At 67.6% G+C, this 24,412-nt stretch carries 24 protein-coding genes; 9 read left to right on the top strand and 15 right to left on the bottom strand.

The genetic code is table 11. The features are described from left to right. Positions 1-8: 8 nt before the first annotated feature. The 13 genes from ACYYG1_RS02980 to surE all read right to left on the bottom strand — a co-directional run bounded on the left by ACYYG1_RS02980 (position 9) and on the right by surE (position 14,768). The gene (locus ACYYG1_RS02980; protein WP_461208790.1) at positions 9-1,121 is read right to left on the bottom strand and encodes a FapA family protein; all 1,113 of its coding nucleotides are present in this window, start codon (positions 1,119-1,121) and stop codon (positions 9-11) included. A gap of 20 nt (positions 1,122-1,141) precedes the next feature. Further along, a complete protein-coding gene (locus ACYYG1_RS02985) occupies positions 1,142-1,483 on the bottom strand; it encodes an STAS domain-containing protein (RefSeq protein WP_461208791.1) in 342 nt (113 codons plus the stop codon). After that, positions 1,471-3,057, bottom strand: a complete 1,587-nt coding sequence (locus tag ACYYG1_RS02990; protein WP_461208792.1) for an ATP-binding SpoIIE family protein phosphatase — start codon at positions 3,055-3,057, stop codon at positions 1,471-1,473. Before ACYYG1_RS02990 ends, ACYYG1_RS02985 begins: the two co-directional genes overlap by 13 nt. A 23-nt stretch (positions 3,058-3,080) precedes the next feature. Continuing rightward, a complete protein-coding gene (gene dtd / locus ACYYG1_RS02995; RefSeq protein ID WP_461208793.1) occupies positions 3,081-3,542 on the bottom strand; it encodes a D-aminoacyl-tRNA deacylase in 462 nt (153 codons plus the stop codon). After that, entirely contained in the window at positions 3,542-3,931 is a 390-nt protein-coding gene (gene queD, locus ACYYG1_RS03000; RefSeq protein ID WP_461208794.1) for a 6-carboxytetrahydropterin synthase QueD, read from the bottom strand. Before queD ends, dtd begins: the two co-directional genes overlap by 1 nt. A 46-nt stretch (positions 3,932-3,977) precedes the next feature. Then, on the bottom strand, positions 3,978-7,439 hold the full coding sequence (dnaE, locus tag ACYYG1_RS03005) for a DNA polymerase III subunit alpha (protein ID WP_461208795.1): 3,462 nt from the start codon (positions 7,437-7,439) through the stop codon (positions 3,978-3,980). Between the two features lie 185 nt (positions 7,440-7,624). Beyond that, complete coding sequence (locus ACYYG1_RS03010; RefSeq protein WP_461208796.1) at positions 7,625-8,389, bottom strand: acylneuraminate cytidylyltransferase family protein; 765 nt, start codon at positions 8,387-8,389, stop codon at positions 7,625-7,627. After that, positions 8,386-9,117: an SDR family NAD(P)-dependent oxidoreductase gene (locus ACYYG1_RS03015; RefSeq protein WP_461208797.1), complete on the bottom strand. Its 732-nt coding sequence runs from the start codon at positions 9,115-9,117 to the stop codon at positions 8,386-8,388. Before ACYYG1_RS03015 ends, ACYYG1_RS03010 begins: the two co-directional genes overlap by 4 nt. 3 nt (positions 9,118-9,120) lie before the next feature. Next, positions 9,121-9,549, bottom strand: a complete 429-nt coding sequence (locus tag ACYYG1_RS03020) for a cupin domain-containing protein (RefSeq protein WP_461208798.1) — start codon at positions 9,547-9,549, stop codon at positions 9,121-9,123. A gap of 137 nt (positions 9,550-9,686) precedes the next feature. After that, positions 9,687-11,618 carry a molybdopterin-dependent oxidoreductase gene (locus ACYYG1_RS03025; protein ID WP_461208799.1) on the bottom strand — a complete coding sequence of 644 codons (1,932 nt, stop codon included), beginning with the start codon at positions 11,616-11,618 and terminating at the stop codon, positions 9,687-9,689. 264 nt (positions 11,619-11,882) lie between these two features. Next, positions 11,883-12,884 carry a type I glyceraldehyde-3-phosphate dehydrogenase gene (gene gap / locus ACYYG1_RS03030; RefSeq protein WP_461208800.1) on the bottom strand — a complete coding sequence of 334 codons (1,002 nt, stop codon included), beginning with the start codon at positions 12,882-12,884 and terminating at the stop codon, positions 11,883-11,885. 27 nt (positions 12,885-12,911) lie between these two features. Then, entirely contained in the window at positions 12,912-13,835 is a 924-nt protein-coding gene (gene fba, locus ACYYG1_RS03035) for a class II fructose-1,6-bisphosphate aldolase (protein ID WP_461208801.1), read from the bottom strand. Between the two features lie 177 nt (positions 13,836-14,012). Next, positions 14,013-14,768, bottom strand: a complete 756-nt coding sequence (surE, locus tag ACYYG1_RS03040) for a 5'/3'-nucleotidase SurE (RefSeq protein WP_461208802.1) — start codon at positions 14,766-14,768, stop codon at positions 14,013-14,015. A gap of 181 nt (positions 14,769-14,949) precedes the next feature. Between surE and ACYYG1_RS03045 the strand changes: the two genes are divergently transcribed. The 9 genes from ACYYG1_RS03045 to ACYYG1_RS03085 all read left to right on the top strand — a co-directional run bounded on the left by ACYYG1_RS03045 (position 14,950) and on the right by ACYYG1_RS03085 (position 21,940). After that, positions 14,950-15,984, top strand: coding sequence for a 3'-5' exoribonuclease YhaM family protein (locus ACYYG1_RS03045; RefSeq protein WP_461208803.1), 1,035 nt, complete (start codon positions 14,950-14,952; stop codon positions 15,982-15,984). After that, entirely contained in the window at positions 15,960-16,643 is a 684-nt protein-coding gene (tmk, locus tag ACYYG1_RS03050) for a dTMP kinase (RefSeq protein WP_461208804.1), read from the top strand. Before ACYYG1_RS03045 ends, tmk begins: the two co-directional genes overlap by 25 nt. A gap of 175 nt (positions 16,644-16,818) precedes the next feature. Then, complete coding sequence (locus ACYYG1_RS03055) at positions 16,819-17,598, top strand: glycosyltransferase family 2 protein (protein WP_461208805.1); 780 nt, start codon at positions 16,819-16,821, stop codon at positions 17,596-17,598. 298 nt (positions 17,599-17,896) lie between these two features. Next, positions 17,897-18,694 (top strand): amino acid ABC transporter permease, encoded by a 798-nt coding sequence (locus tag ACYYG1_RS03060; protein ID WP_461208806.1) that lies wholly within the window; start codon positions 17,897-17,899, stop codon positions 18,692-18,694. Positions 18,695-18,701: 7 nt separating this feature from the next. Further along, the gene (locus tag ACYYG1_RS03065; RefSeq protein ID WP_461208971.1) at positions 18,702-19,469 is read left to right on the top strand and encodes an amino acid ABC transporter ATP-binding protein; all 768 of its coding nucleotides are present in this window, start codon (positions 18,702-18,704) and stop codon (positions 19,467-19,469) included. Positions 19,470-19,486: 17 nt separating this feature from the next. Further along, positions 19,487-20,332: a transporter substrate-binding domain-containing protein gene (locus tag ACYYG1_RS03070; protein WP_461208807.1), complete on the top strand. Its 846-nt coding sequence runs from the start codon at positions 19,487-19,489 to the stop codon at positions 20,330-20,332. 45 nt (positions 20,333-20,377) lie between these two features. After that, on the top strand, positions 20,378-21,256 hold the full coding sequence (locus ACYYG1_RS03075) for an amino acid ABC transporter permease (protein WP_461208808.1): 879 nt from the start codon (positions 20,378-20,380) through the stop codon (positions 21,254-21,256). A 75-nt stretch (positions 21,257-21,331) separates the two neighbouring features. Then, positions 21,332-21,589, top strand: coding sequence for a glutaredoxin family protein (locus ACYYG1_RS03080; protein ID WP_461208809.1), 258 nt, complete (start codon positions 21,332-21,334; stop codon positions 21,587-21,589). A gap of 3 nt (positions 21,590-21,592) precedes the next feature. Beyond that, positions 21,593-21,940, top strand: coding sequence for a ferredoxin-thioredoxin reductase catalytic domain-containing protein (locus tag ACYYG1_RS03085; protein WP_461208810.1), 348 nt, complete (start codon positions 21,593-21,595; stop codon positions 21,938-21,940). 76 nt (positions 21,941-22,016) lie between these two features. Here ACYYG1_RS03085 and ACYYG1_RS03090 read toward each other — a convergent pair whose 3' ends face one another. Continuing rightward, positions 22,017-22,907: a DUF2156 domain-containing protein gene (locus tag ACYYG1_RS03090; RefSeq protein ID WP_461208811.1), complete on the bottom strand. Its 891-nt coding sequence runs from the start codon at positions 22,905-22,907 to the stop codon at positions 22,017-22,019. A gap of 7 nt (positions 22,908-22,914) precedes the next feature. Continuing rightward, positions 22,915-24,333, bottom strand: a complete 1,419-nt coding sequence (locus ACYYG1_RS03095) for an MATE family efflux transporter (protein WP_461208812.1) — start codon at positions 24,331-24,333, stop codon at positions 22,915-22,917. Positions 24,334-24,412 lie beyond the last annotated feature (79 nt).

The raw sequence follows: 24,412 nt of genomic DNA on the forward strand, positions 1-24,412 counted from the left end.
CTATCCTTCTATCTCTTCATTGCCGGAGATTGAATCTTGATTTCCTGATCCCTGTACACGAAACGGACGTCTTCCAGATAGTCGTCCACCACCAGGCTGGCGCCGCCGATGCTGACCTCCACGCCGGGCAGAACCTTGCCGGGGACCACCACGCGGCAGGACTCCAGGTCCTCCACGGCGTGGATGCGCTTCCAGATGTCGGCGCGCACCTCGCGGAGCTTGACCAGCTGTTCCCGGTCGTCCTTGATTTTGGGCTCCAACTCGTGGGCCAGCTCGGGATGGGCGGCCAACTGGCTGCGGATTTCCTGCAACCGGTCGAAGCAGACCTTGATGCGAGACTCAACCAGCCTGGAACGGTTCATGAGCATGGCGTCGTAGCCCAGCACGAGGACCGTTTCCGCGCCCAGGCCGCCGCCCAGCTTCTCGCCCACGTAGATCAGTCTGGAGCTGACGGCCACGCCCCCGGCCAGGCGGCCCTTCACGGCCAGCTGCTCCCCGGCGAACAGGTCGCAGTGCATGCAGGCCACGTCGATGAGCATCCTGCTCCCGGCCAGGAGCATGGCGTTCTCCGCGAAGGGCGTGCGCAGGTTCTCCCCGGCGTGGACCACGCCCTTGCCCCCGCCCTTGATGCCCGCCTCGGCCAGCACGGACTTGTCCGCGCGCACCCGGGCCGCGTCCACGGTATCCTTGGCCAGCACGTTCAGGGCCCGGACCTCGAACCCCGAGCGCACCCCGCCGTGGACCACCACGTTGCCCAGGAACTGAATGTTGCCGGTATGGAAATCCACGTCGCGGCGCACGTTGAGGGTCTTCTTCACACAGATCAGGCCCTGGTCGTAGAACACGTAGCCCGGCGCGGCGGCCAGGAGCCTGTCGGGATTCTCCGGGTCGACCTCGGTGTTCATGCCCGCGGGGAACGTCTTGTGCTCGAAGGTTACGGGAACGGAGCATTCCCCGGCCTCGTCCTCTGACGCCACCCATTCGGCCAGGACCTGCCCCCGGGCCACGTTCTGCACGTAGCCCATGTTGTAATGGTCCACGCGCCCGTCGGCACGTTCCCGGGGCTTCAGATTCTGATAATCGAAATCCGGGTCGAAATGATGTCTAAGAAAATACGGCATTCCCCGCGGCACCAAGAAGCTTACAGCATCAGCGGAGCCAGCTCCGCTTCGGAGTTGAGCACCTTGAAATACTTTTTCAGCTGCACGAGATCAAGGGTCCTGAGCACCTGGGCGCTGGGCCGGTAGAGATGGAAGGACCTGCCGCCGTCCTCCACGCGGGAGGCCAGTGAGACCAGGTACCCGATGCCCGAGCTGTCCATGAACCCGACCTCCGAGAGGTCCACGATCATGCACGCGAAATCCGCGCCCTCCTGGGCGGCCTGCACCTCGGAGCGCACCCCGGGCGTGGTGTCCAGGGTCAGCTCCCCGGAATACCCGATGAGAATGGCCCCGCCCTTTTGCTCTATGCTCAGATTTTCCATGCCTCTTTCCCTATGTCCTTCTCGAACCGCACCACCGTGGCCCCGTCCTCGCGCTCCACGCTGAAGCGGTCCGCCACCCTGGAAAGGATGAACACGCCGCGCCCGCACTCCTCGGCGGGGTCCGGTGCGCGCAGTTCGCCCCGGGGCAGATCGAACCCCCGGCCCCGGTCCCGGACCTCCACGCGCACCGAGCGCCCGGGCTCCATGCGCACGCGCGCCTCCATTTCGCCCTCCCCGCCCTCGGGGTAGGCGTGGCGCGCCACGTTGGACAGGGCCTCGGTCACGGCCAACTCCAGATCGTAGAGCACTTCAGGATCCGCGATGCGCGCGCGAATCCCGGCCATGGCCCGGCCCGCCAGGGCGCGCACCTTGCCGCAAGCGGCGACGCTCCTGCAAGAATACTCCAAGGAACCGCCAAAAGCTATCCACAACGCCGTGACGTCGTCCCGGAACGCGGGTTCGCCGCCTTCCTCCCGGCGCAAATCGTCCATGAGCCGCCCGGGAACGTCCCCGTCCCCGCACAGCGCCGCGTCGGCCAGCTCCCTGAACCTGTCGAAGCCAAACAGCCCGCCCCGGGCGGATTTCCAGTCGTAGAACCCGTCGGTGTACATGAACAGCCCGCCGTCCTCGGACAGGTCCAGGGTGCGCTGGGCGTAGACGGTCTCGAAGAACCCCAGCACCGTGCCCGTGGGCCCGAGTTCCGCCACCTCGCAGCCCCGTTTGAGCAGGCCCGGGCAGTGCCCCGCGTTGATGTAGTTCATGTGCCCGCGCCGGAAATCCAGGTCTACGGCCAGGGCCGTGACGAAATCCTCTTCCGCGCGGATGATGTCGCAAAGGTGCCCGTTGATCAGGCGGAAGGTCTCCTCCAGGCCCATGAAATGGGAGCGCGTGACCCGGAACAGGGTGCGCACGATGCTCATGAGAAAGGCCGCGCGCGCGCCGTGGCCCGAGACGTCGGCCACCACCGCGCGCAGCACGCCCTCGCGCACCGGGAAATAATCGAAGTAGTCGCCGCTGGCCCGGCCCGAGGGCCGGTACACGCTCTGCACGCGCACGCCGGGCATGTGCGGCCAGGACACGGGCCTGGATTCGGCCTCGGGCAGGAGCTTGGCCTGCAGCTCGGCCACCAGGGCCAGCTCGCGGTCCATGCTGTCCAGGGCCCGGCGCAGGCGATTGTTCAGGCGCACCTGGCGCGCGCCCACGCCCACCCGGGCCAGGAGCTCGGCGCGGTCGAAGGGCTTGTACAGGAAGTCGTTGGCCCCGGCCCCGAAGGCCGAGAGCTTGTTCTCCGGGGAGCGGTCCGAGGTCAGCATGGTGATGAGCACGTCGGCGTCGCCCACCACCTCGCGCAGGTGGCGGATGACCCCCAGGCCGCCCATCCTGGGCATGTTCATGTCCAGGAGCACGATGTCCGGGCCGTAGGCCTCGTAGGCGGCGATGGCCTCGCGCCCGTCCGAGGCGCAGGCCACGTCGTAGGCGAAGTCCATGAGCATCTCGCGCAGGGACTCGCGGATGGACTCCTCGTCGTCCACCACCAGCACCCTGATGGGCTCGCTCTCGCGCCGTCTCTGCACCGCCCCCCCTTGGCCGCCTCGATTCAGAAATCCACGCTGTCCAGAAGGATCGTCACGGGCCCCCAGTTGACCAGGGACACGTCCATGCGCTCGCCGAAGGCCCCCTGCTCCACGCGCCCGGGCAACAGTTCCCGGAAATCCGCCACCAGCCTGTCGAACAGGGCCCGGGCAGCATCGCCGCCCTCGGCCTGGTTGAAGGACGGCCGCCGCCCCTTGCGGCAGTCGGCGTAGAGGGTGAACTGCGGCACCACGAGAAGCCCCCCGTCGCAGTCCCTGAGGGACAGATTCATCTTGTCCTCGGCGTCGGGAAAGATGCGCAGGTCCACGACCTTGGCGAGCATCTTGTTCCACAGCGCCCCGCCGGGCCCGGCCTCGCCCTCGGCGGCGAACCCGGCCAGCACCAGGAGCCCCCGCTCCACCGCGCCCACGGTCTCCCCGGCCACGTCCACGCGCGCCCGGGACACGCGCTGCACGAACAGGCGCATCAGCCTTCCTCGGAATAGGTGGCGGTCTGGGTGGGCTTCTCGCTCACGCCCACGGACTTGACCAGCACCCCGCTGTCCGCCAGGCGCGCGGCCATCTGCCTGTAGATGAACAGCGCCAGGTTTTCGGACGAGGGGTTGGAGACGTCGAAGGGCGCGACCTCGTTGAGGTGCCTGTGGTCCAGGTCCGCCAGGACCGCGCGCAGGTTCTCCTTGAGCACCTTGAAATCGATGAGCAGCTCCGTGTCCGGGGTCAGCTCCTCGCCCTCCACGGCCACGCGCACGCCGAAGTTGTGGCCGTGCATGCGTTCGCACTTGCCGCCGTAGTTCCTGAGCTGGTGGGAGGCGGAAAACTCTTCCTGCACCTCCAGGGTCCATTTTCCCTTGGCCATATCGCACTGATCCTTGTTTCTATGTGGTTGAACTGCCGCGCACCCGTCACTGCAAGGTTTCCATGTCCTTCCAGAACTCGCGCGACGGCGTGACCTTGTAGGACGGCCCCAGGGCCAGCTTGCAGGCGAAGCCGTCGGTCTTCAGCCAGACGTGGACCTCGGTGTCCCCGTGGTGCCGGGCCAGGACGTCCTTCAGGGCGTCCAGCCCCTTGCCGTCCACAGCCCCGGCAGGGAGGTTGAAGACCACGGGCAGGGTGTTCTGAGCCAGGGCGTCGGAGAGGATCCGCACCTCCTCGGCGATGAGCTTGGCGCGCTTGGGCACGCCCTCCTCGCGCGGCTGGTCCATGTCGCGGTCCCGGTCGCTGACCTTGCCCACCACCAACAGCGGCTCGTCGCGGGCAAGCAATTCCTTGACCTCGGGCCAGGCGCGCGGGAACACGGTCAGCTCGCCGTTGCCCATCAAATCCTCGATCTCCAGAAAGGCCATCTTGTCGCCCTTCTTGGTGATGATCTCCTTGACCCCGGTGACGATGGCCGCGGTGCGCACCTCTGATTCGTTGGCATAGTCCGCGGCCTCCACCAGGCTGACCAGGTTCATGCGCCGGACCTCGTGGCGGTAGGTGAGGAGCGGATGGCTGGACAGGAAGAAGCCCAGGGCCTCCTTTTCCAGGCGCAGCAGCTCGTCGTCGGGCCATTCCTCCACCTCCGGGCCGTCCACGCTGATGCCCAGGCCCGGCAGGGAGGGCATCTCCATGCCCACCATGCCCATCAAGGACATCTGGCCGCTGTCGCGCTCCTTGGCCCGCTTCTGGGCCATGGCCACCACGCGTTCAAGCCCGTCCGTGAGCCCGGCGCGGGACACGCCGAAGCAGTCCATGGCCCCGGCCTTGATGAGGTTCTCCAGCACGCGCTTGGTGACCTTTCGGAGGTTCACGCGCTCGCAGAGGTCCAGCATGCTGGTGTAGGGGCCGCCCTCGGCGCGGGCGTCCACGATCTCGCGGATGGCCTCGTCGCCCACGTTCTTGACCCCGGCCAGGCCGAACACGATCTTGCCGTCCTCGGGCACGGTGAAGTGGCGCATGGACACGTTCACGTCGGGGCTGAGGACCTCGATGTCCAGGTCCCGGCAGGCGTTGACGTACTTCAAGAGCTTGTCGGTGTTGGAGACTTCCGAGGTGATCATGGCGGCCATGAATTCCGTGGGGAAGTGCACCTTCAGGTAGGCCGTATGGTAGGAGATCAGCGCGTAGGCAGCGGAGTGGGACTTGTTGAAGCCGTAGGCCGCGAACTGCTCCATCAAGTCGAAGATCTCGGTGGCCTTTTCCTTGGAGACCCCGTTCTCGGCCGCGCCCTTGCAGAAGATGTCGCGCTGCTCGGCCATGGCCTCGGCGTTCTTCTTGCCCATGGCGCGTCTGAGCAGGTCCGCGCCGCCCAGAGTGTAGCGGGCCACCACCTGGGCGATCTTCATGACCTGTTCCTGGTAGACGATGACCCCGTAGGTGTCGTTGAGCACGGGCTCCAGGGACGGCAGGGGATAGACCACCTCCACCTCGCCGTGCTTGCGCTTGATGAACTCGTCCACCATGCCCGAACCCAGGGGGCCGGGGCGGTACAGGGCCAGCATGGCGATGATGTCCTCGAAGCAGGAGGGGCGGAGCATGCGCAGATACTTGCGCATGCCGTCGGACTCCACCTGGAAAATGCCGTCGGTGTCGCCGCGCGAATAGAGGTCGTAGGTGGCCTGGTCCGTGAACGGCAGGGTGTCCAGGTCCGGGGGCTGTTTCCCGCGCTCGGCGATGATGTCCAGGGTGTCCATGATCACGGTCATGGTGCGAAGGCCCAGGAAGTCGAACTTCACCAGCCCGACCTTCTCCACCAGCTTCATGTCGAACTGGGTCACCACCTCGCCCTTCTTCCCCCGGTAGAGCGGCAGGTAGTTCTCCATGGCCCCGTCGGAGATGACCACCCCGGCGGCGTGGGTGGAGGCGTGGCGGTGCATGCCCTCCAGGCGCTTGGACACGTCCATGAGCTTGGCCACGCGCGAGTCGTCGTCCATCATCTGCCGGAGCTCGGGCTCCATCTCCAGGGCCTTGCCGATGGTCATCTTGAGGTCTTCGGGGATCAGCTTGGCGATCTTGTCCGTCTCGGCGAAGGTCATGCCCAGGGCCCGGCCCACGTCGCGCACCACGGCCTTGGCCTTCATGGTGCCGAAGGTGGTGATCTGGGCCACGGAATCCTCGCCGTACTTCTCGGCCACGTAGCGGATGACCTCGGTGCGCCTGCGCTCGCAGAAGTCCACGTCGATATCGGGCATGGACACGCGCTCGGGGTTCAGGAAGCGCTCGAAGAGCAAGTTGTACGGCAGGGGATCGAGGTTGGTGATGCGCAGGCTGTAGGCCACCAGGGACCCGGCGGCGGACCCGCGCCCGGGGCCCACGGGGATATGGTGGTCCTTGGCCCAGTTGATGAAGTCCTGGACGATGAGGAAATAGCCCGGGAAGTCCATCTTCACGATGACGTCCAGTTCCGTCTCCAGGCGGTCCCAATAGACCTTCTCGTCCACCTCGTAGGGCATGTTGGCCAGGCGCTGTTTGAGGCCCTCGCGGGCCATGTCGCACATCTCGTCGGCCAGGCTCTTGCCCTCCTCCACCTCGTAGACCGGGAAGAAATACCGGCCCATGGGGATGTCCACGTTGCAGGACTCGGCGATGCGCACCGTGTTCTCCACTGCCTGGGGGCAGTCGGAGAACTCGCGGGCCATCTCCTCGGGGGAGCGGTAGTAGAGCTGGGTGGTGTCCAGGCGCATGCGCTTCTCGTCGTCCACGCAGGCGTTGGTCTGCACGCACAAGAGGATGTCGTGGGCCTCGGCGTCCTCGCGGGTCAGGTAGTGGCAGTCGTTGGTGCCCACCAGGGGCAGGCCCGAGGCCTCGGCCAACTCCTTGAGCAGGTCGTTGGCGCGCACCTGGTCGGCGATGCCGTTGGCCTGAATCTCCAGGTAGAAGCGCCCCGGGAAAATGGCCTCGTATTCCCGCGCCAGGCGCAGGCCCTCGTCCATGCCCCGGTCCATGAGCCCGCGCACCACCTCGCCCTGCAAACAGCCGGACAGGGCCACGATGCCCTCGCTGTACTTGGCCAGGATCTCGCGGGACACGCGCGGCTTGTAGTAGAACCCGTTGAGGTAGCCCTCGGTGACGATCTTGGAAAGGTTGCGGTAGCCCGTGAGGTTCCGGGCCAGGAGCACCAGGTGGAAGCGCTTGCGCGCGTCGTCGCCCTCGTGGATCTTGTGGTCGCCCTTGGAGACGTAGATCTCCGAGCCGATGACGGGCTTGATGCCGTGCTTCTTGGCCGCGAGGAAGAACTTGGCGGCCCCGTACATGCTGCCGTGGTCCGTGATGGCCGCGGCGGGCATGCCGAACTCGCGGGCCTTGGCGCAGAGGTCGTCCAGACGGATGGCCCCGTCCAGGAGGCTGTATTCCGTATGGCAGTGCAGATGAACGAAGTCGGGCATGAATATACTTGGATTGTAATGGGTTGCCTGTAAAATTGTGACGTCCCGCCAGGGTACCAGAAAAAGCTCCGGGCAACAAACACTATGCCCGGGCCCGGCGCGCCCCGAGTGCGCTCCGGGCCAGCGAAAACGCCCCGCGCCGGGCGGGCCGGCGCGGGGCGCGAACAGCAAAATCCCGGTTGGGATCAGTCGTCGTAGGGGGTCTTGTCCGTGCTGAATCCGTGGCGGTCCAGCCAGCCCAGGGACATGGCCAGCTGCCAGCTCTCGTCGATGTCGCAGCCGTCGCCGTTGACCACGGGCAGGATGTTCCGCCCCATCCAGCGCTGGGGCAGCAGGCCCTCGCTCATGCGCTCGATGCACGCGGCGCGGCACACGGTGTGGCTCATGTCCGCGTAGTAGGTGGTGCCCTGGCTGCGGCGGTCGCAGGACAGGGTGGCCGGGTCGCCGAAGGCCTCGAAGGGCACGAAGGGCTTCAGGTAGCCGTCCGTGTCCAGCCTGCGCGCGCGAAGCGGGCTGTACATGTCGAAGACCGAGACGGTCACGGCGGAGTCGGCCCCGGGGTCGGCCTCAAGCTTGTCCACGGCCTCGTCGATGAGGGCCGCGTTCACGGTCACGGCGTTGCACATCAGGACCACCACGTAGTCCGGGGCCTTGCCCAGGCGGTCCTTGGCCTCGAAATAGGCGTGCTCCAGGGCGTCCTCGAACAGGGCCTCGTCCGAGGCCAGGCGCGCGGGGCGCTCGATGATGTCCAGGCCCATGCCGCGCGCGCCCTCGATGATGGCCTCGTGGTCCGTGGACACGAAGATGCGGTCCACCCAGCGCGAGGCCTGGGCGGCCATGACCGGGTAGGTCCAGGCCGGGCGGCCCAGGATGTCCATGGTGTTCTTGCCGGGAAAGCCCGAGGAGCCCTTGCGGCCCAACAGCAATGCGATGGTGGTGGTGTCGCTCACAGCATGCCTCCGTTCACATCCAGGCAGGCTCCGGTGATGTAGCCCGCCGCGTCGCTGCACAGGAAAAGAACCGCCCCGGCCTGCTCCTCAACCGTGGCCACGCGGCCCATGGGGATCTTGGCCTCCAGCTCGGCGATGGCCTCGGGAGTCATGGACTCGCGCAGCATGTCCGTCATGGTCTGGCTGGGGCAGTGGGCGTTGACGTTGACCCCCGAGCGCGCGGCCTCGTAGGCCAGTTGGCGTGTCAAGCCGATGAGCCCGGCCTTGCTGGCCACGTAGTGCGCGCCGCTGACCACGCTGCGGTGCCGCCCGGCGATGGAGGCGATGTTCACGATCTTGCCGTAGCCGCGCGGTGTCATGCGCTTCAGGGCCTCGCGGCAGAGCACGAAGGCCGCGGCCAGGTTCACGTCCAGGACCTCGTCCCACTCGGCCTTGGCTATCTCCCGGCTGGGCTTGCAGTAGTTGATGGCCGCGGCGTTGACCAAGACGTCCAGGGGGCCGCCCTCGTCCAGGGCCGCAAAGGCCGCCAGCACCTGGGCCTCGTCGGCCAGGTCGGCGGCCAGGTGCGTGGCCGCGTCCAGGCCCTGGCCCGGGTTGCGCGAAAGATAGAAGACCTCGGCCCCGGCCGCCAGGAACTCCAGGGCCACGGCCTTGCCGATGCCCCGGCTGCCGCCGGCCACCAGGACCCGCCTGCCGCTGAAGTCGAATCGCACGTTGGTGAACGCCATGGCCTACTCCGCGTACACGTGGTCCACGTCGGGACGGGTTATGGCGTAGCGGATGGCCGGAACGTCGCCCACGCACTGGATCTTGTGCTTCACGCCCTGGGGCACCACCACGATGTCGCCCGGGCCCACGCGCTTGGCGCCCTCGCCCTCGATGTACCACTCCCACTCGCCTTCCATGATCACCCAGCATTCGTGGGCGTTGGGATGGTAGTGCAGGCGGTTGCCCTCGCCGGGCAGCTGGCGGATGAGCACGCCGCCGAAGACCTCGTTGTAGGCCAGGCGCACGGCCCAGGAACCCTCGCCCATCTCCTTCTTGATGGCCTCGAGGTTGGTCACGGGCAGGTTCTCGAAGGTGCCGAGCACGGTCTTTTCCACCCCGTCGTCGCGGAGCACGCGGGACACGTCGTCGTCGTGGCGTTCGTTGGCGGACATAATGCTTCTCCCTGGGGCGCGGACGCCCTGCGGCTTGTTTGGTGTGGCTGTAAGCACGCGGGCCGGGGCCCGCGGCAGGAGAAATGTATGGGCAGGGCCCGGGGGTGTCAACAGAACCGAACGTTCCGGGCTGGCTGCTAATTCTCCAGGCGCACGCCCTGGCTGTAGTAGGCCGTGCCCCCGGCCAGGTCCGTCTCCCTGGGTTGCACCAGGGGGGTCAGGCTTTGGCCCCGGGACATCCAGCCGCCCCGGCGCGCCAGCACGGCCCCGGGGTGCAGGGTCCCGTCCAGCACGAGCCGGACCTCCACGCGGCCGCGCGGCGAGGCCACGTACACGGGCGCGTCCCGGTCCAGGCCCGCAAGCCCCGGGCAGTCCGGGGAGACGAAGGCCTCGGGCGGGCCGGAAGGCTCCCCGTCCCGGGCGCTGTCCAGGTCCCCGGGCACGGGCTGGGACTGGGTGGAGCGGTCGCTGACCAGGGTCAGCAGGTTCAGGGGATAGGCCGGGTCCGGCGCGGGCTCGGCGGGCAGCTCCTCAATGAAGCGGTACCTGCCGTCCGCATGGGCGAAATTGAGGCCCTCGAAGGCCACGGCGGGCCATTGGCCGCGCACGAAGCCGCGCGCGCGCAACTCTTCGGGCGTGGTCCGCAGGCTGGGGGAATCCAGGGCCCGGGCCAGGACCTCCTCGCGGTCCGGCAGGACCAGGGGGTCGGCCAGCCTGCGCCCCAGGTCCGTGAACAACTCCCAGTCGTCGCGCGCCTCGCCGGGCGGGTCCGCGACCTTGGCGGCCCAGTTCACCCAGTCGTGCAGGCACGAGCCCAGGGCCTCCTCGCGCTCGCCCATGAGGGCGCAGGGCAGGATCAGGTCCGCGCGCAGGGCCGTATCCGTGAAAAAGGCCTCCACCGCCACCACCAGGGGGCAGCGGGCCAGGGCCTCGGCCAGCACGTCCCCGGCCGGGAGCTGGGTCACGGGGTTGCCGCCCTCGATCCAGACCAGGCCCACGGGCGGGTCGGCCTCGAGCAGGGACCGGCCCAGGTCGTGGATGGGGAAGGTGCGGCGCGTCCGGCCTTCGTCGGCCCCGGCGGTCCAGTCCGCCAGGTTGCGGCCCGAGGAAATGTTGTAATAGCTGCCCCCGCCCGCGCGGCCCACGTTGCCCGAGAGCATGGCCACGGCGTTGACCCAGCGCACGTTGGCCGCGCCGTGCACGTAGCGCTGCATGCCCCAGGCCAGGATCGTGGCCGTGGGCCCGGGCTGGGCGTACCAGGACAGGATTTCCTCGAAGTCCGCGCGGGACACGTCGCAGGCCGCCAGCAGCGCGTCCGTGTCCCGGTCTTCAAGGAGTTCGGCCAGGGCCGGGAAATTGGACGCCGCGTCCCTGATCTCCGGGGCCGCGCCACGCGCCAGGGCCTCGGCCAGGGCCGCGGCCAGGAAGCGGTCCGTGCCCGGGCGCAGGCGCACGTGGCGGTCGGAATAGCGCCCGCTGCCGTCCCCGCCCGGGGAGATGGTCAGCACGCGGGTTCCCTGCTTGCGCGCCCGGCGGACCAGGGCGGCCAGGTGCACGGAGGTGCGCGGGATGTCCCGGCCCCAGTTCACGATGCGCTCGGCATTGAGAACGTCCTCGGGATGGTTGTGGTCCAGGGCCCCGAAATCCAGGATGCTGGCCGCGATGCCCGACTCGTCGCAGGGCGAGCCCGAGAGCGTGGCCGCGCCCAGGCGCGCGAAAAACCAGTTGGGGGCCTGGCAGAACACGCCCCGGCGGCCGTGGCCGCGCACGTGCAGGATGCGCTCGGGCGTGGCGCGCAGGCGGTCCAGGCGCCTGGCGATGAGGGAAAGCGCCTCGTCCCAGGTCACGGGCCAGTAGCCCGAGCCCTCGCGCACCAGGGGCGTGGTGATGCGCGCCGGATGCCTGAGCAGTTCGGGATAGGCGCGGGTCTTGGCGCAGATGAAGCCCCGGGTGAAGGGGTGCTCGGGATTGCCGCGAAAAGAGAGGCCGTCCTCGCCGCGCTCCACCACCAGGGAACAACAGTCCCCGCAGTTGCGGGTGCAGGCGGAAACCAGGGGTGCGTCGCTCATGGCCCCGGCTATAGCCCGGAGCCCCGGGGGCCGTCAAAGAACTCCAGACAAGAAAAGCCCCGCCTCCGAAACCGGAAGCGGGGCTTGGGCATGCCTTGGGAAGCGATTACGCCTAGCTGATTTTTGAAAGGCCGTTTCTCGCAGGCCGCTCAAAAATAGTGAGATGCAAGGCGCAAGAAGAATTCAAGACCGAAGCGTATCCCAATACGCGAGGTTTTGAATTTTTCGCAGCAACGCAGCAGATCGCTGTTTTTCAGCGGTCTGCTAGAGGTCCTTGGCCACCATCTTGATGAGGCGCAGCAACTGGTGGGTGAATCCGGACTCGTTGTCGTACCAGATGACCACCTTGAGCTGGGTGTCGTCCATGACGCGGGTGAGGAGCGCGTCCACCACGCCGCCGTTGTCGCTGCCCGTGAAGTCCACGGACACCAGGGGCACCTCGCAGAAGCCCATGTTGCCCTTGAGGTGGCCCAGGGATGCCTCCTTGAGGACCTTGTTCACGGCCTCGGCCGTGGTGGGCCGCTCCAGCTCGCAGACCAGGTCCACCAGGGACACGTTGGGCGTGGGCACGCGCATGGACGTGCCGTCCAGGCGGCCCTTGAGCTCGGGGATGACCTGGGTCACGGCCACGGCCGCGCCCGTGGTGGTGGGCACGATGCTCATGGCCGCGGCGCGCGCCCGGCGCAGGTCCTTGTGGGACCCGTCCAGGATGCGCTGGCTCATGGTGTAGGAATGGATGGTGGTCATCAGGCCGTGGCGTATGCCGAAGGTGTCGTTGATGACCTTGGTGGCCGGGGCCATGCAGTTGGTGGTGCAGGAGGCGCTGGAGATCACGTCGTGTTTTTTGGGATCGTAGAGATCCTGGTTCACGCCCATGACGATGGTGGCGTCCACGTCCTTGCCGGGGGCGCCGATGATGGCCTTCTTGGCGCCGCATTTCAGATGCACGGCCAGGCCGTCGCGGTCCTTGACCTTGCCCGTGGTCTCCACCACGATGTCCACCCCGGCGTCGCCCCAGGTCCACTCGCCGATGGGGTTGCGGGACACCGCCACCTCATGGCCGTCGATGCTGAAACCGGCCTCGGTGGGAGCCACGTCGCCGGGATAGGTGCGGTGCACGGAGTCGTATTTCAGGAGGTGGGCCAGGGTTTCGTTGTCCGCGCGCGCGTTGACCACGGCGAGATCGAGCCCTTCCTCCTTGGCCAGCAGGCGCGTCAGGTATCTGCCGATGCGCCCGAAGCCGTTGATGCCGATGCGAACAGCCATCTTCACTCTTCCCCTTTACGATTTGATTTAGATTTTGTTGGAGCAGCCAAGCACGTTCTTGATCTTGTGCTGCACCATGTCCTTGACCGCCGTGCGCGCGGGCCCCAGGTACTTGCGAGGGTCGAACTCGGCGGGACTTTCCACGAACGTCTTGCGGATCACGGCGGTCATGGCCAGCCGGATGTCCGTGTCGATGTTGATTTTGCAGACTCCATAGGTGGCCGCCTTGCGCAGCAGGTCCTCGGGCACGCCCTTGGCCCCGGGGATGTCGCCGCCATACTGGTTGGCCATCTCCACGAACTCCTGGGGCACGCTGGAGGAGCCGTGCAGCACCAGGGGATAATCGGGCATCATGCCCGTGATCTTCTCCAGGCGCTCGAAGTCCAGGCGCGGCTCGCCCTTGAACTTGTAGGCCCCGTGGCTGGTGCCGATGGCGATGGCCAGGGAGTCGCAGCCCGAACGCTGGACGAATTCCACGGCCTCGTCCGGGTCCGTGTACACGTTCTCCTCGCTGACCACGTGCTCCTCGATGCCCGCCAGGCGGCCCAGCTCGGCCTCCACCCAGACGCCCTTGTCGTGGGCGTAATCCACCACCCGCTTGGTCAGGGCGATGTTCTCGCCAAAGGGCAGATGCGAGCCGTCGATCATCACGGAGGTGAACCCGCCGTCGATGCAGGCCTTGCAGATGTCGAAATCCGCGCCGTGGTCCAGATGCACCACCACGGGCAGGTCGGACTCGATGAGCGCGGCCTCGATGAGCTTCATGAGGTAGGTCTGGCTGGCGTATTTGCGCGCGCCCGCCGAAACCTGCAGGATGAGCGGGGCCTGCTCCTCCGTGCCCGCGGCCATGATGCCCTGGATGATCTCCATGTTGTTCACGTTGAAGGCGCCCACGGCGTAGCCGCCGGCGTAGGCCTTCTCGAACATTTCCCTGGGTCCTGTAAGCGGCATGGGGTCCTCCTGCGAAGCTATGGTTCACGGCGGGCCGGGCCCGTCCGGTATGATCCGTCATCGACGCACGCCGCAGCCGCTGCGATTCCGTCCGGCGGCCCGGAATCGCCCGTGAAACGCGGTGCGTAAGGCGACGTGCTGAAACGAATTATTTTATAGACTGACCCCGGTGGGCTGTCAACGAAGCTCAAGGGCCTCCAGGACCGAAAGCATCTGATTGTCCGTGAAATTCAGACGCAGGGGAGTGAGCGTTATGTAGCCCTCCCAGAGCAGCGCCCGGTCCGTGCCCGGGGCCACCTTTTCCTTGGGAATCTCGCCTTCCAGCCAATAATAGTCATGGCCGCGCGGGTCCTTGCGCGCGCAGTACCAGTCCCGGTAGGCCGCCGTGGTCTGGGGGCAGACCTTGAGCCCCTTGGTCTCGGCCAGGGGCAGGTGGGGGAAATTCAGGTTCAGCACGCACTGCGGCGGCGCGAGGGACCAGTCCATGCGCCCCACGAAATCCGCGGCCCAGGCGGCCTGGGCCGAGACGTCCTCGGGGTTGAAATCGTCCAGGGACACGGCCAGGGCGGGCAGGCCCATGAGCGCGCCCTCGGTGGCCGCGGACACGGTGCCCGAATAGATGATGTCCACGCCCACGTTGCAGCCCGCGTTCATGCCCGATACCACCAGGTCCGGGGTCCGGTCCAACAGCTCCGTGAGGCCCAGCTTCACGCAGTCCACGGGAGTACCGGACACGCCCAGCCCCCTGAACCCGCCGGACTCGAAGCGCTTGACCTTCAGCGGCATGGCCATGGTCACGGCGTGGCCCACGGCCGACTGCTCGGACACCGGGGCCACCACGTCCACCTCGTGCCCGGCGGCCAGGAGCGCCGCATACAGGGCGCGCAGGCCCACGGCCTGGATTCCGTCGTCGTTGGTCAAAAGGATATGCATGAATTACGATTCCTTGCGTCGATTTTTCCCCAGAAGTCGCAGCACCCCGGGCGGGAACGGGCACAGGGTAGCCCAGGGGGCCGCGCACCGCAACGTCCAAGACCCCCCTCGTTGCACACGGGGGGGGAGTCTGCTATCGGATGCTGACGTATCGTAAACCACTGGAACCCACCGCAAGTACATGACGAAGACGACTTTCATCCGGGACCTCGCTCCCGGCCAGGCGCTGGACGAGGTCTTTCTGCTGGCCTCGGCGCAACAGGGCCAGGCCAAGAACGGCCCCTTCTGGTCCCTGACCCTGGCCGACATGAGCGGGGAGATGCCCGCCAAGATATTCAGCCCCCAGGCCCAGGCCGTGCCGCAGCTGGCCGCCGGCATGTTCGCGCGCGTGCGCGGGCAGGTGGGCACCTACCGCGACCAGCCCCAGGTGGTGGCCGAGGCCGCCCTGGTGGTGGACCCCGACGAGGCGGGCCTGCGCCTGGCCGATTTCGTGCCCGCCAGCCCCCGGGACCCCGAGGAGATGCTCGCGGACATCGAGCGCCTCTGCAAGAAGCACCTCAGGCACAAGCCCCTGCGCAACCTCGTGCGCTCGGTGCTCACCGACCCGGCCGTCAAGCCGCGCCTGGCCGCCGCGCCCGGGGCCGTGAGCATCCACCACGCCTACGCGGGGGGGCTCATCGAGCACACCCTGTCCGTGTGCGGGCTGTGCATGGCCTTTTGCGACCACTATCCGGACCTGGACCGGCAGGCGCTGCTCGCCTCGGCCGTGCTCCACGACCTGGGCAAGGCCTGGGAATACTCCCAGGGCCCGGTGCGCGAGATCAGCGACGAGGGCAGGCTGCTGGGGCACATCCAGATCGGCCTGGACGTGCTGGAGCCCTTCCTGGCCAGGGCCCTGGAAAAGGGCCTGGACCCGGCCGTGGCCACCCACGTCAAGCACATGATACTCTCGCACCACGGCGAGCTGGAGTTCGGCTCGCCCAAGGTGCCCCAGACAGCCGAGGCCTTCGCCCTGCATTTCGCGGACAACCTGGACGCCAAGCTGAAGACCGTGGCCGAGGCCACGGCCGACGCGGGCGGCGAGGACGAGGCCGGATGGAGCCCCTTTGTGCGCTCCCTGAACCGCTTCGTGTTCAAGCCCCTGCGCACCCCGGACCCCGATGCCGACAACGGCGACAAAAAGGACGAGCAGTGTTTATTACCTTTGAAGGCATAGAAGGCTCGGGCAAGTCCACGGTCCTGAACCGGGTGCAGGAGCACCTGGAGGGCCAGGGCTACGAGGTCGTTCGCACCCTGGAGCCCGGCGGCAGCCGCCTGGGCCGACAGCTGCGCAAGATCCTCCTGAACCTGGAGAGCCGCGACCTGGTGCGCGAGAGCGAGCTGTTCCTGTACCTGGCGGACCGCGCCCAGCACGTGGCCACCATCATCCGCCCGGCCCTGGAGGCGGGCAAGATCGTGCTCTCGGACCGCTACGCCGACTCCACCGTGGTCTACCAGGGCTACGGCCGGGGCCTGGACCCCAAGCTGCTGCACACCCTGAACGACGTGGCCGTGGCCGGGCTGTGGCCGGACCTGACCCTGCTCTTCGACCTCTCGCCGGAGGTGGGGCTCAAGCGCGCGCTCACGCGCAACGTGCGCGAGGGCAAGGCCGAGTCCGAAGGCCGCTTCGAGGCCGAGGCCCTGCCCTTCCACAAGCGCATCCGCGAAGGCTACCTGACCTGGGCGGCCCTGTACCGCAAGCGCTTCCGCCTGGTGGACGCCGAGCAGGAACTGGCCCGCGTGGTGCGCGACGCCATCGAGATCGTGGACCACAACCTGGCCGAACGCGCCGACGCCCACGACGGGCCCAAGCGCCGGACCATGGACGACGACTAGAACGGCGCTGAAGCTTTGTTTGCCTCCGGCGGCTTAGGGGAATAATTCCCCTAAGAACCCTTATTCGGGGCTGCCCGCCGGCGGCCACGCCGCCTGCGGGCAGCCCATAAAGGGATTCTCAAGGGGGTTACCCCCTTGAGCCGCCGGAGGCAAAAATCTTCCCCACGGGACGTATATGGCCGAATCCATCACCGGTGTGATCCTGACCTTCAATGGCCAGAAGTGGCTGGGCAAGACCTTGGAGAGCCTGGGGTTTTGCGACGAGTTGTTGGTGGTGGATTCGGGGAGTACGGATGGGACTTTGGCCATTGCCGAGGCGGCGGGCGCGCGCGTGCTGCACCGGGACTGGGAGGGCACCATTCCCCAGTTCCGCTTCGCTTTCGAGCATGTGAGTACGCCCTGGATCGTGACTTTGGACCAGGACGAGTTCCTGTCCCCGGAGCTGGGCGAGTCCATGCGCGCGGCCCTCGAGGCCCCGGGCGACGCGGCGGGCTTCTACTGCCCGCGCCGCTCCTGGTACCTGGGCCGCTTCATCCGCCACAGCGGCTGGTATCCGGATTTGCTGCTGCGCGTGTTCCGCCTGGACGGGGTGGAGATTCGCGGCATCCTGCCCCACGAGGAGTTTCATCCCACGGGGCCGACCCAGCGGCTAGTCGGCGACATCGTCCATTACCCCTACGCGGACCTGGCCGAGCATCTGGACAAGATCAACGCCTACACCGGCACGGCGGCCCGCGAGCTGGCCGCGCGCGGCAGGACCGCCGGGGTGGGCACGGCCCTGGCCCACGGCGCGGGCAAGTTCCTCAAGCAATACGTGCTCAAGCAGGGCTTCCGCGACGGCCGCGCCGGGTTCGTGCTGGCGGTGCACGCCTTCATCTACGCCTTCCAGAAGTACATGAAGCTGGCGGAAACCTCCCTGCCGAAGCCCGGCGACGACGCATCTTCCGGGCGTTAGGCCCCGCCCGCCGGGCGTCCCGGCGGCTTGTAAAGCAACCTTCCCTTGGTTCCCGTTTTTTTGCTAGGGTATGCATCCGGCAGGTGAATCCGATGCACGCCTTTGTGACTCCATACCGCGCCCCGGCCGGGCCGCGCCCGCGCTCCGTGGTCTTCTTCGGCCCCGGAGGCGGCCTTGTGCGGCGGCCCGCGCGGATTCCGCGCCCTCCGCGACAGGCCGCCCCCCCGTTCCCCCGCCCCCAGGCGCGCCCCGGTTTTCCCGTTCCCGCCCCGTCCGCCAGAACCACGGAGCCCCGGCCATGACCGCCCCGGCCGTACGCGCCGTACGCGCGCAGTACCTCGACTTCCTGCTCTACGCCCTCTTCCTCGGCGCGCTGGCCTGGCTCATGGCCTCCAGCACCCAGGGCCTGGGCTACCACTGGAAGTGGTACCGCATACCCCGCTATCTGTTCTCCCCGGGCGGAGACGGATTCACGGCGGGGCCGCTGCTCCAGGGCCTGGCCGTGACCTTCGAGATCGCGGGGCTGTCCCTGGTCCTGGCCACGGTTTTCGGCCTGGTGGCGGCCATGCTGCGCCAGACGAGCTCCCTCACCGCGCACCTCGTGGCCCGGACCTACGTGGGGACCATCCGCAACACCCCGCTTCTGACCCAGATATTCTTCATCTACTACGTGCTGGCCCCGGTGCTGGACATGGACGCCTTCGCCTCGGCGGTGCTGGCGCTGTCCCTGTTCGAGGGGGCCTACGCGGCGGAGATATTCCGCGCGGGCATCGAATCCCTGGACGAAGGCCAGCGGGAGGCGGCCTACAGCCTGGGCCTGTCGTCCTTGGACACCTACCGCAAGGTGATCCTGCCCCAGGCCGTGCGCCGGGTGCTGCCGCCGCTGACGGGCGTGGCCGTGTCCCTGGTCAAGGACTCGTCCCTGGCCAGCACCATCGCCATCTTCGAGCTGACCCAGAGCGGCAACATCATCTCCTCGGACACCTTCATGGTCTTCGAGGTCTGGTTCACCGTGGCGGCCATCTACCTGTGCATCACCCTGCCCCTGTCCCTGGCCGCGGCGGCCCTGGAAAAACGCCTGGCCGTGGAGGCCTGAGGTGAAGATGAACAGCGGCGTCGACAACCCCAAGGTCCTGGGCGAGGAAGTGGTCCTGGCCAGCGACCTGGTGAAGACCTTCCCCGGCGGGGTGCGCGCCCTGGACGGAGTCTCCCTCTCCGTGCGCCGGGGCGAGGTGGTGGTGGTCATCGGGCCCTCGGGCTCGGGCAAGTCCACCCTGCTCCGCTGCCTGAACGGGCTGGAGGACGTGGACTCCGGGGTGGTGTCCGTGCTGGGCCGCACCCTGGGCCACGGCGAGGCCGACCGCCGCTTCATCCGCACCGAGGTGGGCATGGTCTTCCAGGCCTTCAACCTCTTCCCGCACATGACGGTGCTGGAGAACGTGAACCTGGCCCAGGTGCTGGTGCGCGGCAAGGACCGCGCCCGGGCCGAGGCGGACTCCCTGGCGCTGCTCGAACGCGTGGGACTCACGGACAAGGCCGCCGCGCGCCCGGCCCAGCTCTCGGGCGGCCAGCAGCAGCGAGTGGCCATCGCCCGGGCCCTGGCCGTGAACCCGCAGGTGATGCTCTTCGACGAGGCCACCAGCGCCCTGGACCCGGAGATGATCGGCGAGGTCCTGGAGGTCATGCGCGGCCTGGCCCTGGGCGGCATGACCATGGTGGTGGTGACCCACGAGATGGGCTTCGCCCGCGAAGCCGGGGACCGGGTGGTGTTCATGGAGGCCGGGCGCGTGGTGGAACAGGCCCCGGCGGACCGTTTTTTCGACGCCCCCCGCGAGGAGCGGACCAGACTATTTCTCAGCCAGATCCTGTAAACCAAGGAGAGAGCATCATGAACAAGACGCTGAACCCGTGCCTGGCCCTGTGCGCGGCCCTTTGCCTGGCCCTGGCCCTCATGGCCCAGGGCTCCCCGGCCCGGGCCGGGGACACGGCCAACGCCCTGACCGAGGAGAGCACCCTGACCAAGGTCATGGAGCGCGGCGTGCTGCGCGTGGGCTTCGACACCTTCGTGCCCTGGGCCATGAAGGACAAACAGGGCGAATTCATCGGCTTCGAGATCGACGTGGCCCGGCGCTTCGCCAAGGACCTGGGCGTGGAGCTGGAGCTGGTGCCCACGGCCTGGAAGGGCATCATCCCGGCCCTGCTCACGGGCAAGTTCGACGTGCTCATCGGCGGCATGGCCATCCGGCCGGACCGCGCCCAGCAGGTCTGCTTCAGCCTGCCCTACTACTATTCGGGCCAGTCCATGGTGGCCAGCAAGAAGCTGGCCGCGGGCTTCAAGACCATCGACGACTTCAACAAGCCCGAGGTGACCATCGCCGCGCGCACGGGCACCACGGCCCAGAAGGCCGCCCAGCGCTTCCTGCCCAAGGCCAAGCTGAAGCTCTTCGAAAAGGAGCCCCAGGCCGTGCAGGACCTGCTCATGGGCCGGGTGCACGCCTTCGTGAGCTCCGCGCCCCTGCCCGCCCAGGAGGCCAGCAAGCACCCGGACAAGCTCTTCGTGCCGCTCAAGGAGAACCTGACCCACGAGCCCAACGGCATCGCCGTGCGCAAGGGCGACCCGGACCTGCTGAACTACGTGAACAGCTGGATCCTCTTCGTGCGCGGGGAGAACTGGGTTCAGGACCGCTACCACTACTGGTTCGAGACCATGGACTGGAAGGACAGGGTCCAGTAGCGCCCCCCGGGCGGCCCGAGCGGGCCGCCCGGCGCACATCCCGCCATGCGCAAGAAAACCGTCCGCTTCACCGCTCTCGACGCCGCGCTCCTGGCCGCCCTGACGGCCGGGGCCGCGCTCTTCGCCTGGCGCGTGGAGGCGTCCCTGGACTACCAGTGGCGCTGGGGGCTGCTGGCCCAGTACCTGGTGCGCGCGGACGCCGGGGGCGGCGGCCCGGCCCCGGGGCTCATCCTCCAGGGGCTGTTCACCACCCTGCGCCTGTCCGTATGGGTCATGGTCCTGGCCCTGGGCGTGGGCGCGCTCATGGGCCTGGCGCGCTGCTCCGCGCGGCTCTTTCCGCGCCTGGCCGGGCGGACCTACGTGGAGCTGGTGCGCAACACCCCGCCCCTGGTGCTGATCTTCATCTTCTACTTCTTCCTGGCGGACCAGATCATGGCCGCCCTGCACGTGGACGAGCTGTTGCGCGCCGCGCCCGACTGGGTGCGGGACACCCTGGCCATCGCGGCCGCGCCCGTGGACCAGATGCCCAACTTCCTGGCGGCGCTGTTGACCATGGCAGTGTACGAGGGGGCCTTCATCGCCGAGCACGTGCGCGCCGGGGTCCAGTCCGTGGAGCGCGGGCAATTGGAGGCGGCCTACGCCCTGGGGCTCACACGCCTGCAGCGCATGCGCCACGTGATCCTGCCCCAGGCGCTGACGCGAATGGTCCCGCCCCTGGCCGGGCAATTCGTGTCCATCATCAAGGACACGGCCATCGTCTCGGTGATCTCCGTGCAGGAGCTGACCTTCCAGGGCATGGAGCTCATGGCCGCCACCTACATGACCTTCGAGATCATGATCGCCGTGACCCTCCTGTACCTGGCCCTGACCCTGGCCTGCTCCACCCTGGCCCGCAGGCTGGAGCTGCGGCTGCGCCAATCCTGACCCGCCCCCGGTTGACCTGGCCCGGGCGAATGCCTACTACAGGGACTGGAAAGCCCATCAACCCAAGGAGCCCCCATGTCCGAACAACACGCCGTGAAGGTCTACGCCCTGTCCACCTGCATCCACTGCGCCAACACCAAGAAATATCTCGACGCGCACGGCATCCACTACGACTGCGTGCACGTGGACCAGTTGACCGGCGACGAGCGCAAGGCCGCCATCGAGGAGATGAAGCAGTACAATCCCTCGGCCTCCTTCCCCACTGTGGTCATCGACGAGAACTGCGTCATCGTGGGACACAGGGAAGAGGAACTCAAGAAGCACCTGGGGTAAGCCATGGACGCCAAGCAGCTTTACCAGGCCCTGCGCGCCATCCAGGAGCCCAAGGGCTATTATTTCAACAAGGACCTGGAAGGCATGACCATGCCGCTCCTCGCGAGCCTCCTGGTGAACAAGGAGCGCTACGGGCACATGGCCTGCCCCTGCCGCCTGGCCAGCGGAAAATTCGAGCTGGACCGGGACATCGTCTGTCCCTGCGTGTACCGCGAGGCCGACGTGGCGGAATTCGGGGCCTGCTTCTGCGGGCTGTACGTGTCCGAGGACTGGAACGAGGGCCGCATGGAGCGCGAGACCGTGCCCGAGCGCAGGCCCGTGGAAAAGCTCATGGCCGCCCTGGACTCCTGACGGGCCGGACGTCCGATAATTGCAAAAAGCCCCGGCCGCGCAGGCGGCCGGGGCTTTTCATGTCCAGACGGGGGCGCTACTTGTTGAAGCGCACCTCGAACTTCTTGAGATACGACACGGGGTTGTAGGATTCCTTGGCTTTCCTGAGGCCCGGGTCGCCCAGGTCTTGCTCGCGGTTGACCAGGGCGTAGTCGCCGGCCTCGTTCTCCAGGAACAGCTTGCTGATGGCCTGGTACACGCCCTTGAACCCGGTGTGGCCCTTTTCGAAATGCACCACCAGGGTGTCGTCGGCCAGGCGCTCGGCCACGGTGTAGGCCGCCTGGTGGCCCTCCACCTCGATGACCCCGCCGAACACGCCGCCCAGCTGGTCCCAATGCTGGAGCACACGGTGGATGGCCGTGTTCTCGGCGGCCAGGGTGGCCTGGGACTCCTCGTCGCGCCAGCCGAACCACTCCTCCTGCATGTCCAGGGCCGCCTCCACGCAGTCCGGGGTCATGGCGTGGTAGGTGTAGTCGTATTTCTTCACGAACTGGTTGAGCAGGTTCTTCTTCTTGTGGAAGCGGTTGCCCGGCAGGGCGGCCAGTTCGGGCACGGAATAGATGTAGTCCCAGTGCCCGCGCGCCTCCACCAGCTCCGCGCCCTCGCCGAAGGCCTCTTGCCAGCGCAGGGCCAGATCCTCGGGCACCCGGGTGAAGGGGCCGCACTGGGGGATGGTGGTGCAGTTCTTCCACTCGATCCGGTCCCACGGGCCCACCGGGGCCCAGTACACGGTCTCGGGCTTGGTCTGGCGCAGCCAGACGTGGGACTCGCCGAAATACCACTCCAGCCCGTAATGCTCGGCCCAGCCCCAGATGTTGATGAAGCTGTAGTCCGACGCCTTTTGCGGGCATTGGGCGAAACATCGGCGGTATTCTTCCTGCCTGTCCAGGCTCACGGGGCTGAATTCCGGCCCCTGGCAAATGGTCATCGACACCTCACTTGCGCAACCCCGTCCCGGCGCCCAGGCCGGTGGCGGGAACGGTTCCATGAGGCCGCTTCTTCGCCCCCAGGGCGAAACGCGGCCAGTCCTTGTACATATAGACCCAGAACAGGCACGAGGCCTGCACCATCTGGGAAACGAGCATGGCCATCCAGACGCCGCTGGACGCGGCCAGGACCACGTGGCCCAAGAGCCAGGCCAGGGGCAGGCGCACGCCCCAGACCGTGCCCCCGAACACCGCGCTGTTGTACAGCGTGGCCCCGGCCCCGTTGAGGGCGCCGCCCAGGGTCATGCTGGTCATGGTGAAGGGGATGGCCAGAAGATTGTAGAACAGATAGCCCTCGATCTGCACGCGCACGCCCGCGTCCGGGGACAGGAACGCCGCCAGGGGCGTGACGAACTGCCAGACCACCACCGTGAGCAGGGTCATGCAGACCACGCCCACGCCCCAGACCCGCAGGCCGAAGCGCTTGGCCGAGGCCGGGTCCCCGGCCCCCAGGTAATTGCCCACCAGCACCGAGGCCGTCATGTTGAAGGCCATGCCCGGCAGGAACAGCAGCGACTCCACGCGGATGCCCGCGGTCATGCCCGCCAGGGCGGCCACGTTGTCCTGGGGCAGGCTGGCGGTGATGGCGAACAGCGCCAGATAGCCCGTCTGCCAGAGGATCTGCATCAGTCCCGAGGGCCAGGCCACGCGCAGCAGGTAGGGCAGGGCCTTGCGCACCCAGCACAGGGGCGGGAAGGACGAGCGCCGGAGCATGCCCTTGCCATGCAGCACGGCGAGGTTAAGCAGCGCGCCTGCGGTCACGGACCAGAAGGTGGCCCAGGCCAGGCCGTGGTAGCCCAGGTTGGGCATGCCCCACATGCCCAGCCCCAGGCCGAAGTCCGCCACCACGTTGACCACGGTGATGAGCAGCATGGTGTAGGTGGGCACCATGACCTCGCGCCGGGCGCGGAACACGGCGTTGGTGATCAGCAGGATATAGTAGCTCGGCAGGAGCTTGGCGTAGATGCTCAGGAAATCCGAGGCGATGGAGTGGATATCCGAGGGCACGCGCAGCAGGAACAGCAGCAGGTCCTTGGCGCCCACGCCCAGGAACATGAACACCAAGCCCACGCCCAGGGCCAGCTCCAGGCAGAGGCCCACGTAGCGCTTGGCCCGCGCCTCCTTGCCCGCGCCCAGGGACTGGCTGATGGCGGCCACGGACCCGTTGGCCACGGACACGGCGATGATCAGCAGGAAGAACAGGCAGGAGGTGATCAGCCCCAGGGAGGCCTGGACCTCGCGATTGATGAGCCCGGCCACGTACACGTCCGCGAAGCCGATCCAGAAATGGAAGAACATCATCAGCGCCTGCGGCCAGGCCAGGCGCCAGATGGTTCGATAGGGGCGTGATGTTTCTTCCGAGGTCATGGACGGGGCTCCGGGGGTTCCGGGAAATGGAAACCCCAAAACTAAGGCCGCCCCGGGCCGTGGTCAAGGGAGGAGCGCC

It is taken from the genome of Desulfocurvus sp. DL1XJH-121 (assembly GCF_054819825.1).

Excerpts from the sequence above, each read along its gene's own strand:
- ACYYG1_RS03045 (WP_461208803.1), top strand. The coding sequence starts at position 14,950 with ATGACGAAGACGACTTTCATCCGGGACCTCGCTCCCGGCCAGGCGCTG.
- ACYYG1_RS03085 (WP_461208810.1), top strand. The coding sequence starts at position 21,593 with ATGGACGCCAAGCAGCTTTACCAGGCCCTGCGCGCCATCCAGGAGCCC.
- ACYYG1_RS03070 (WP_461208807.1), top strand. The coding sequence starts at position 19,487 with ATGAACAAGACGCTGAACCCGTGCCTGGCCCTGTGCGCGGCCCTTTGC.
- ACYYG1_RS03055 (WP_461208805.1), top strand. The coding sequence starts at position 16,819 with ATGGCCGAATCCATCACCGGTGTGATCCTGACCTTCAATGGCCAGAAG.
- ACYYG1_RS03020 (WP_461208798.1), bottom strand. The coding sequence starts at position 9,549 with ATGTCCGCCAACGAACGCCACGACGACGACGTGTCCCGCGTGCTCCGC.
- ACYYG1_RS03095 (WP_461208812.1), bottom strand. The coding sequence starts at position 24,333 with ATGACCTCGGAAGAAACATCACGCCCCTATCGAACCATCTGGCGCCTG.
- dtd (WP_461208793.1), bottom strand. The coding sequence starts at position 3,542 with ATGCGCCTGTTCGTGCAGCGCGTGTCCCGGGCGCGCGTGGACGTGGCC.
- gap (WP_461208800.1), bottom strand. The coding sequence starts at position 12,884 with ATGGCTGTTCGCATCGGCATCAACGGCTTCGGGCGCATCGGCAGATAC.
- ACYYG1_RS02980 (WP_461208790.1), bottom strand. The coding sequence starts at position 1,121 with ATGCCGTATTTTCTTAGACATCATTTCGACCCGGATTTCGATTATCAG.
- ACYYG1_RS03090 (WP_461208811.1), bottom strand. The coding sequence starts at position 22,907 with ATGACCATTTGCCAGGGGCCGGAATTCAGCCCCGTGAGCCTGGACAGG.
- queD (WP_461208794.1), bottom strand. The coding sequence starts at position 3,931 with ATGGCCAAGGGAAAATGGACCCTGGAGGTGCAGGAAGAGTTTTCCGCC.
- ACYYG1_RS03025 (WP_461208799.1), bottom strand. The coding sequence starts at position 11,618 with ATGAGCGACGCACCCCTGGTTTCCGCCTGCACCCGCAACTGCGGGGAC.
- ACYYG1_RS03080 (WP_461208809.1), top strand. The coding sequence starts at position 21,332 with ATGTCCGAACAACACGCCGTGAAGGTCTACGCCCTGTCCACCTGCATC.
- ACYYG1_RS03065 (WP_461208971.1), top strand. The coding sequence starts at position 18,702 with ATGAACAGCGGCGTCGACAACCCCAAGGTCCTGGGCGAGGAAGTGGTC.
- ACYYG1_RS03075 (WP_461208808.1), top strand. The coding sequence starts at position 20,378 with ATGCGCAAGAAAACCGTCCGCTTCACCGCTCTCGACGCCGCGCTCCTG.
- ACYYG1_RS03015 (WP_461208797.1), bottom strand. The coding sequence starts at position 9,117 with ATGGCGTTCACCAACGTGCGATTCGACTTCAGCGGCAGGCGGGTCCTG.
- surE (WP_461208802.1), bottom strand. The coding sequence starts at position 14,768 with ATGCATATCCTTTTGACCAACGACGACGGAATCCAGGCCGTGGGCCTG.
- fba (WP_461208801.1), bottom strand. The coding sequence starts at position 13,835 with ATGCCGCTTACAGGACCCAGGGAAATGTTCGAGAAGGCCTACGCCGGC.
- dnaE (WP_461208795.1), bottom strand. The coding sequence starts at position 7,439 with ATGCCCGACTTCGTTCATCTGCACTGCCATACGGAATACAGCCTCCTG.
- ACYYG1_RS03060 (WP_461208806.1), top strand. The coding sequence starts at position 17,897 with ATGACCGCCCCGGCCGTACGCGCCGTACGCGCGCAGTACCTCGACTTC.
- ACYYG1_RS02985 (WP_461208791.1), bottom strand. The coding sequence starts at position 1,483 with ATGGAAAATCTGAGCATAGAGCAAAAGGGCGGGGCCATTCTCATCGGG.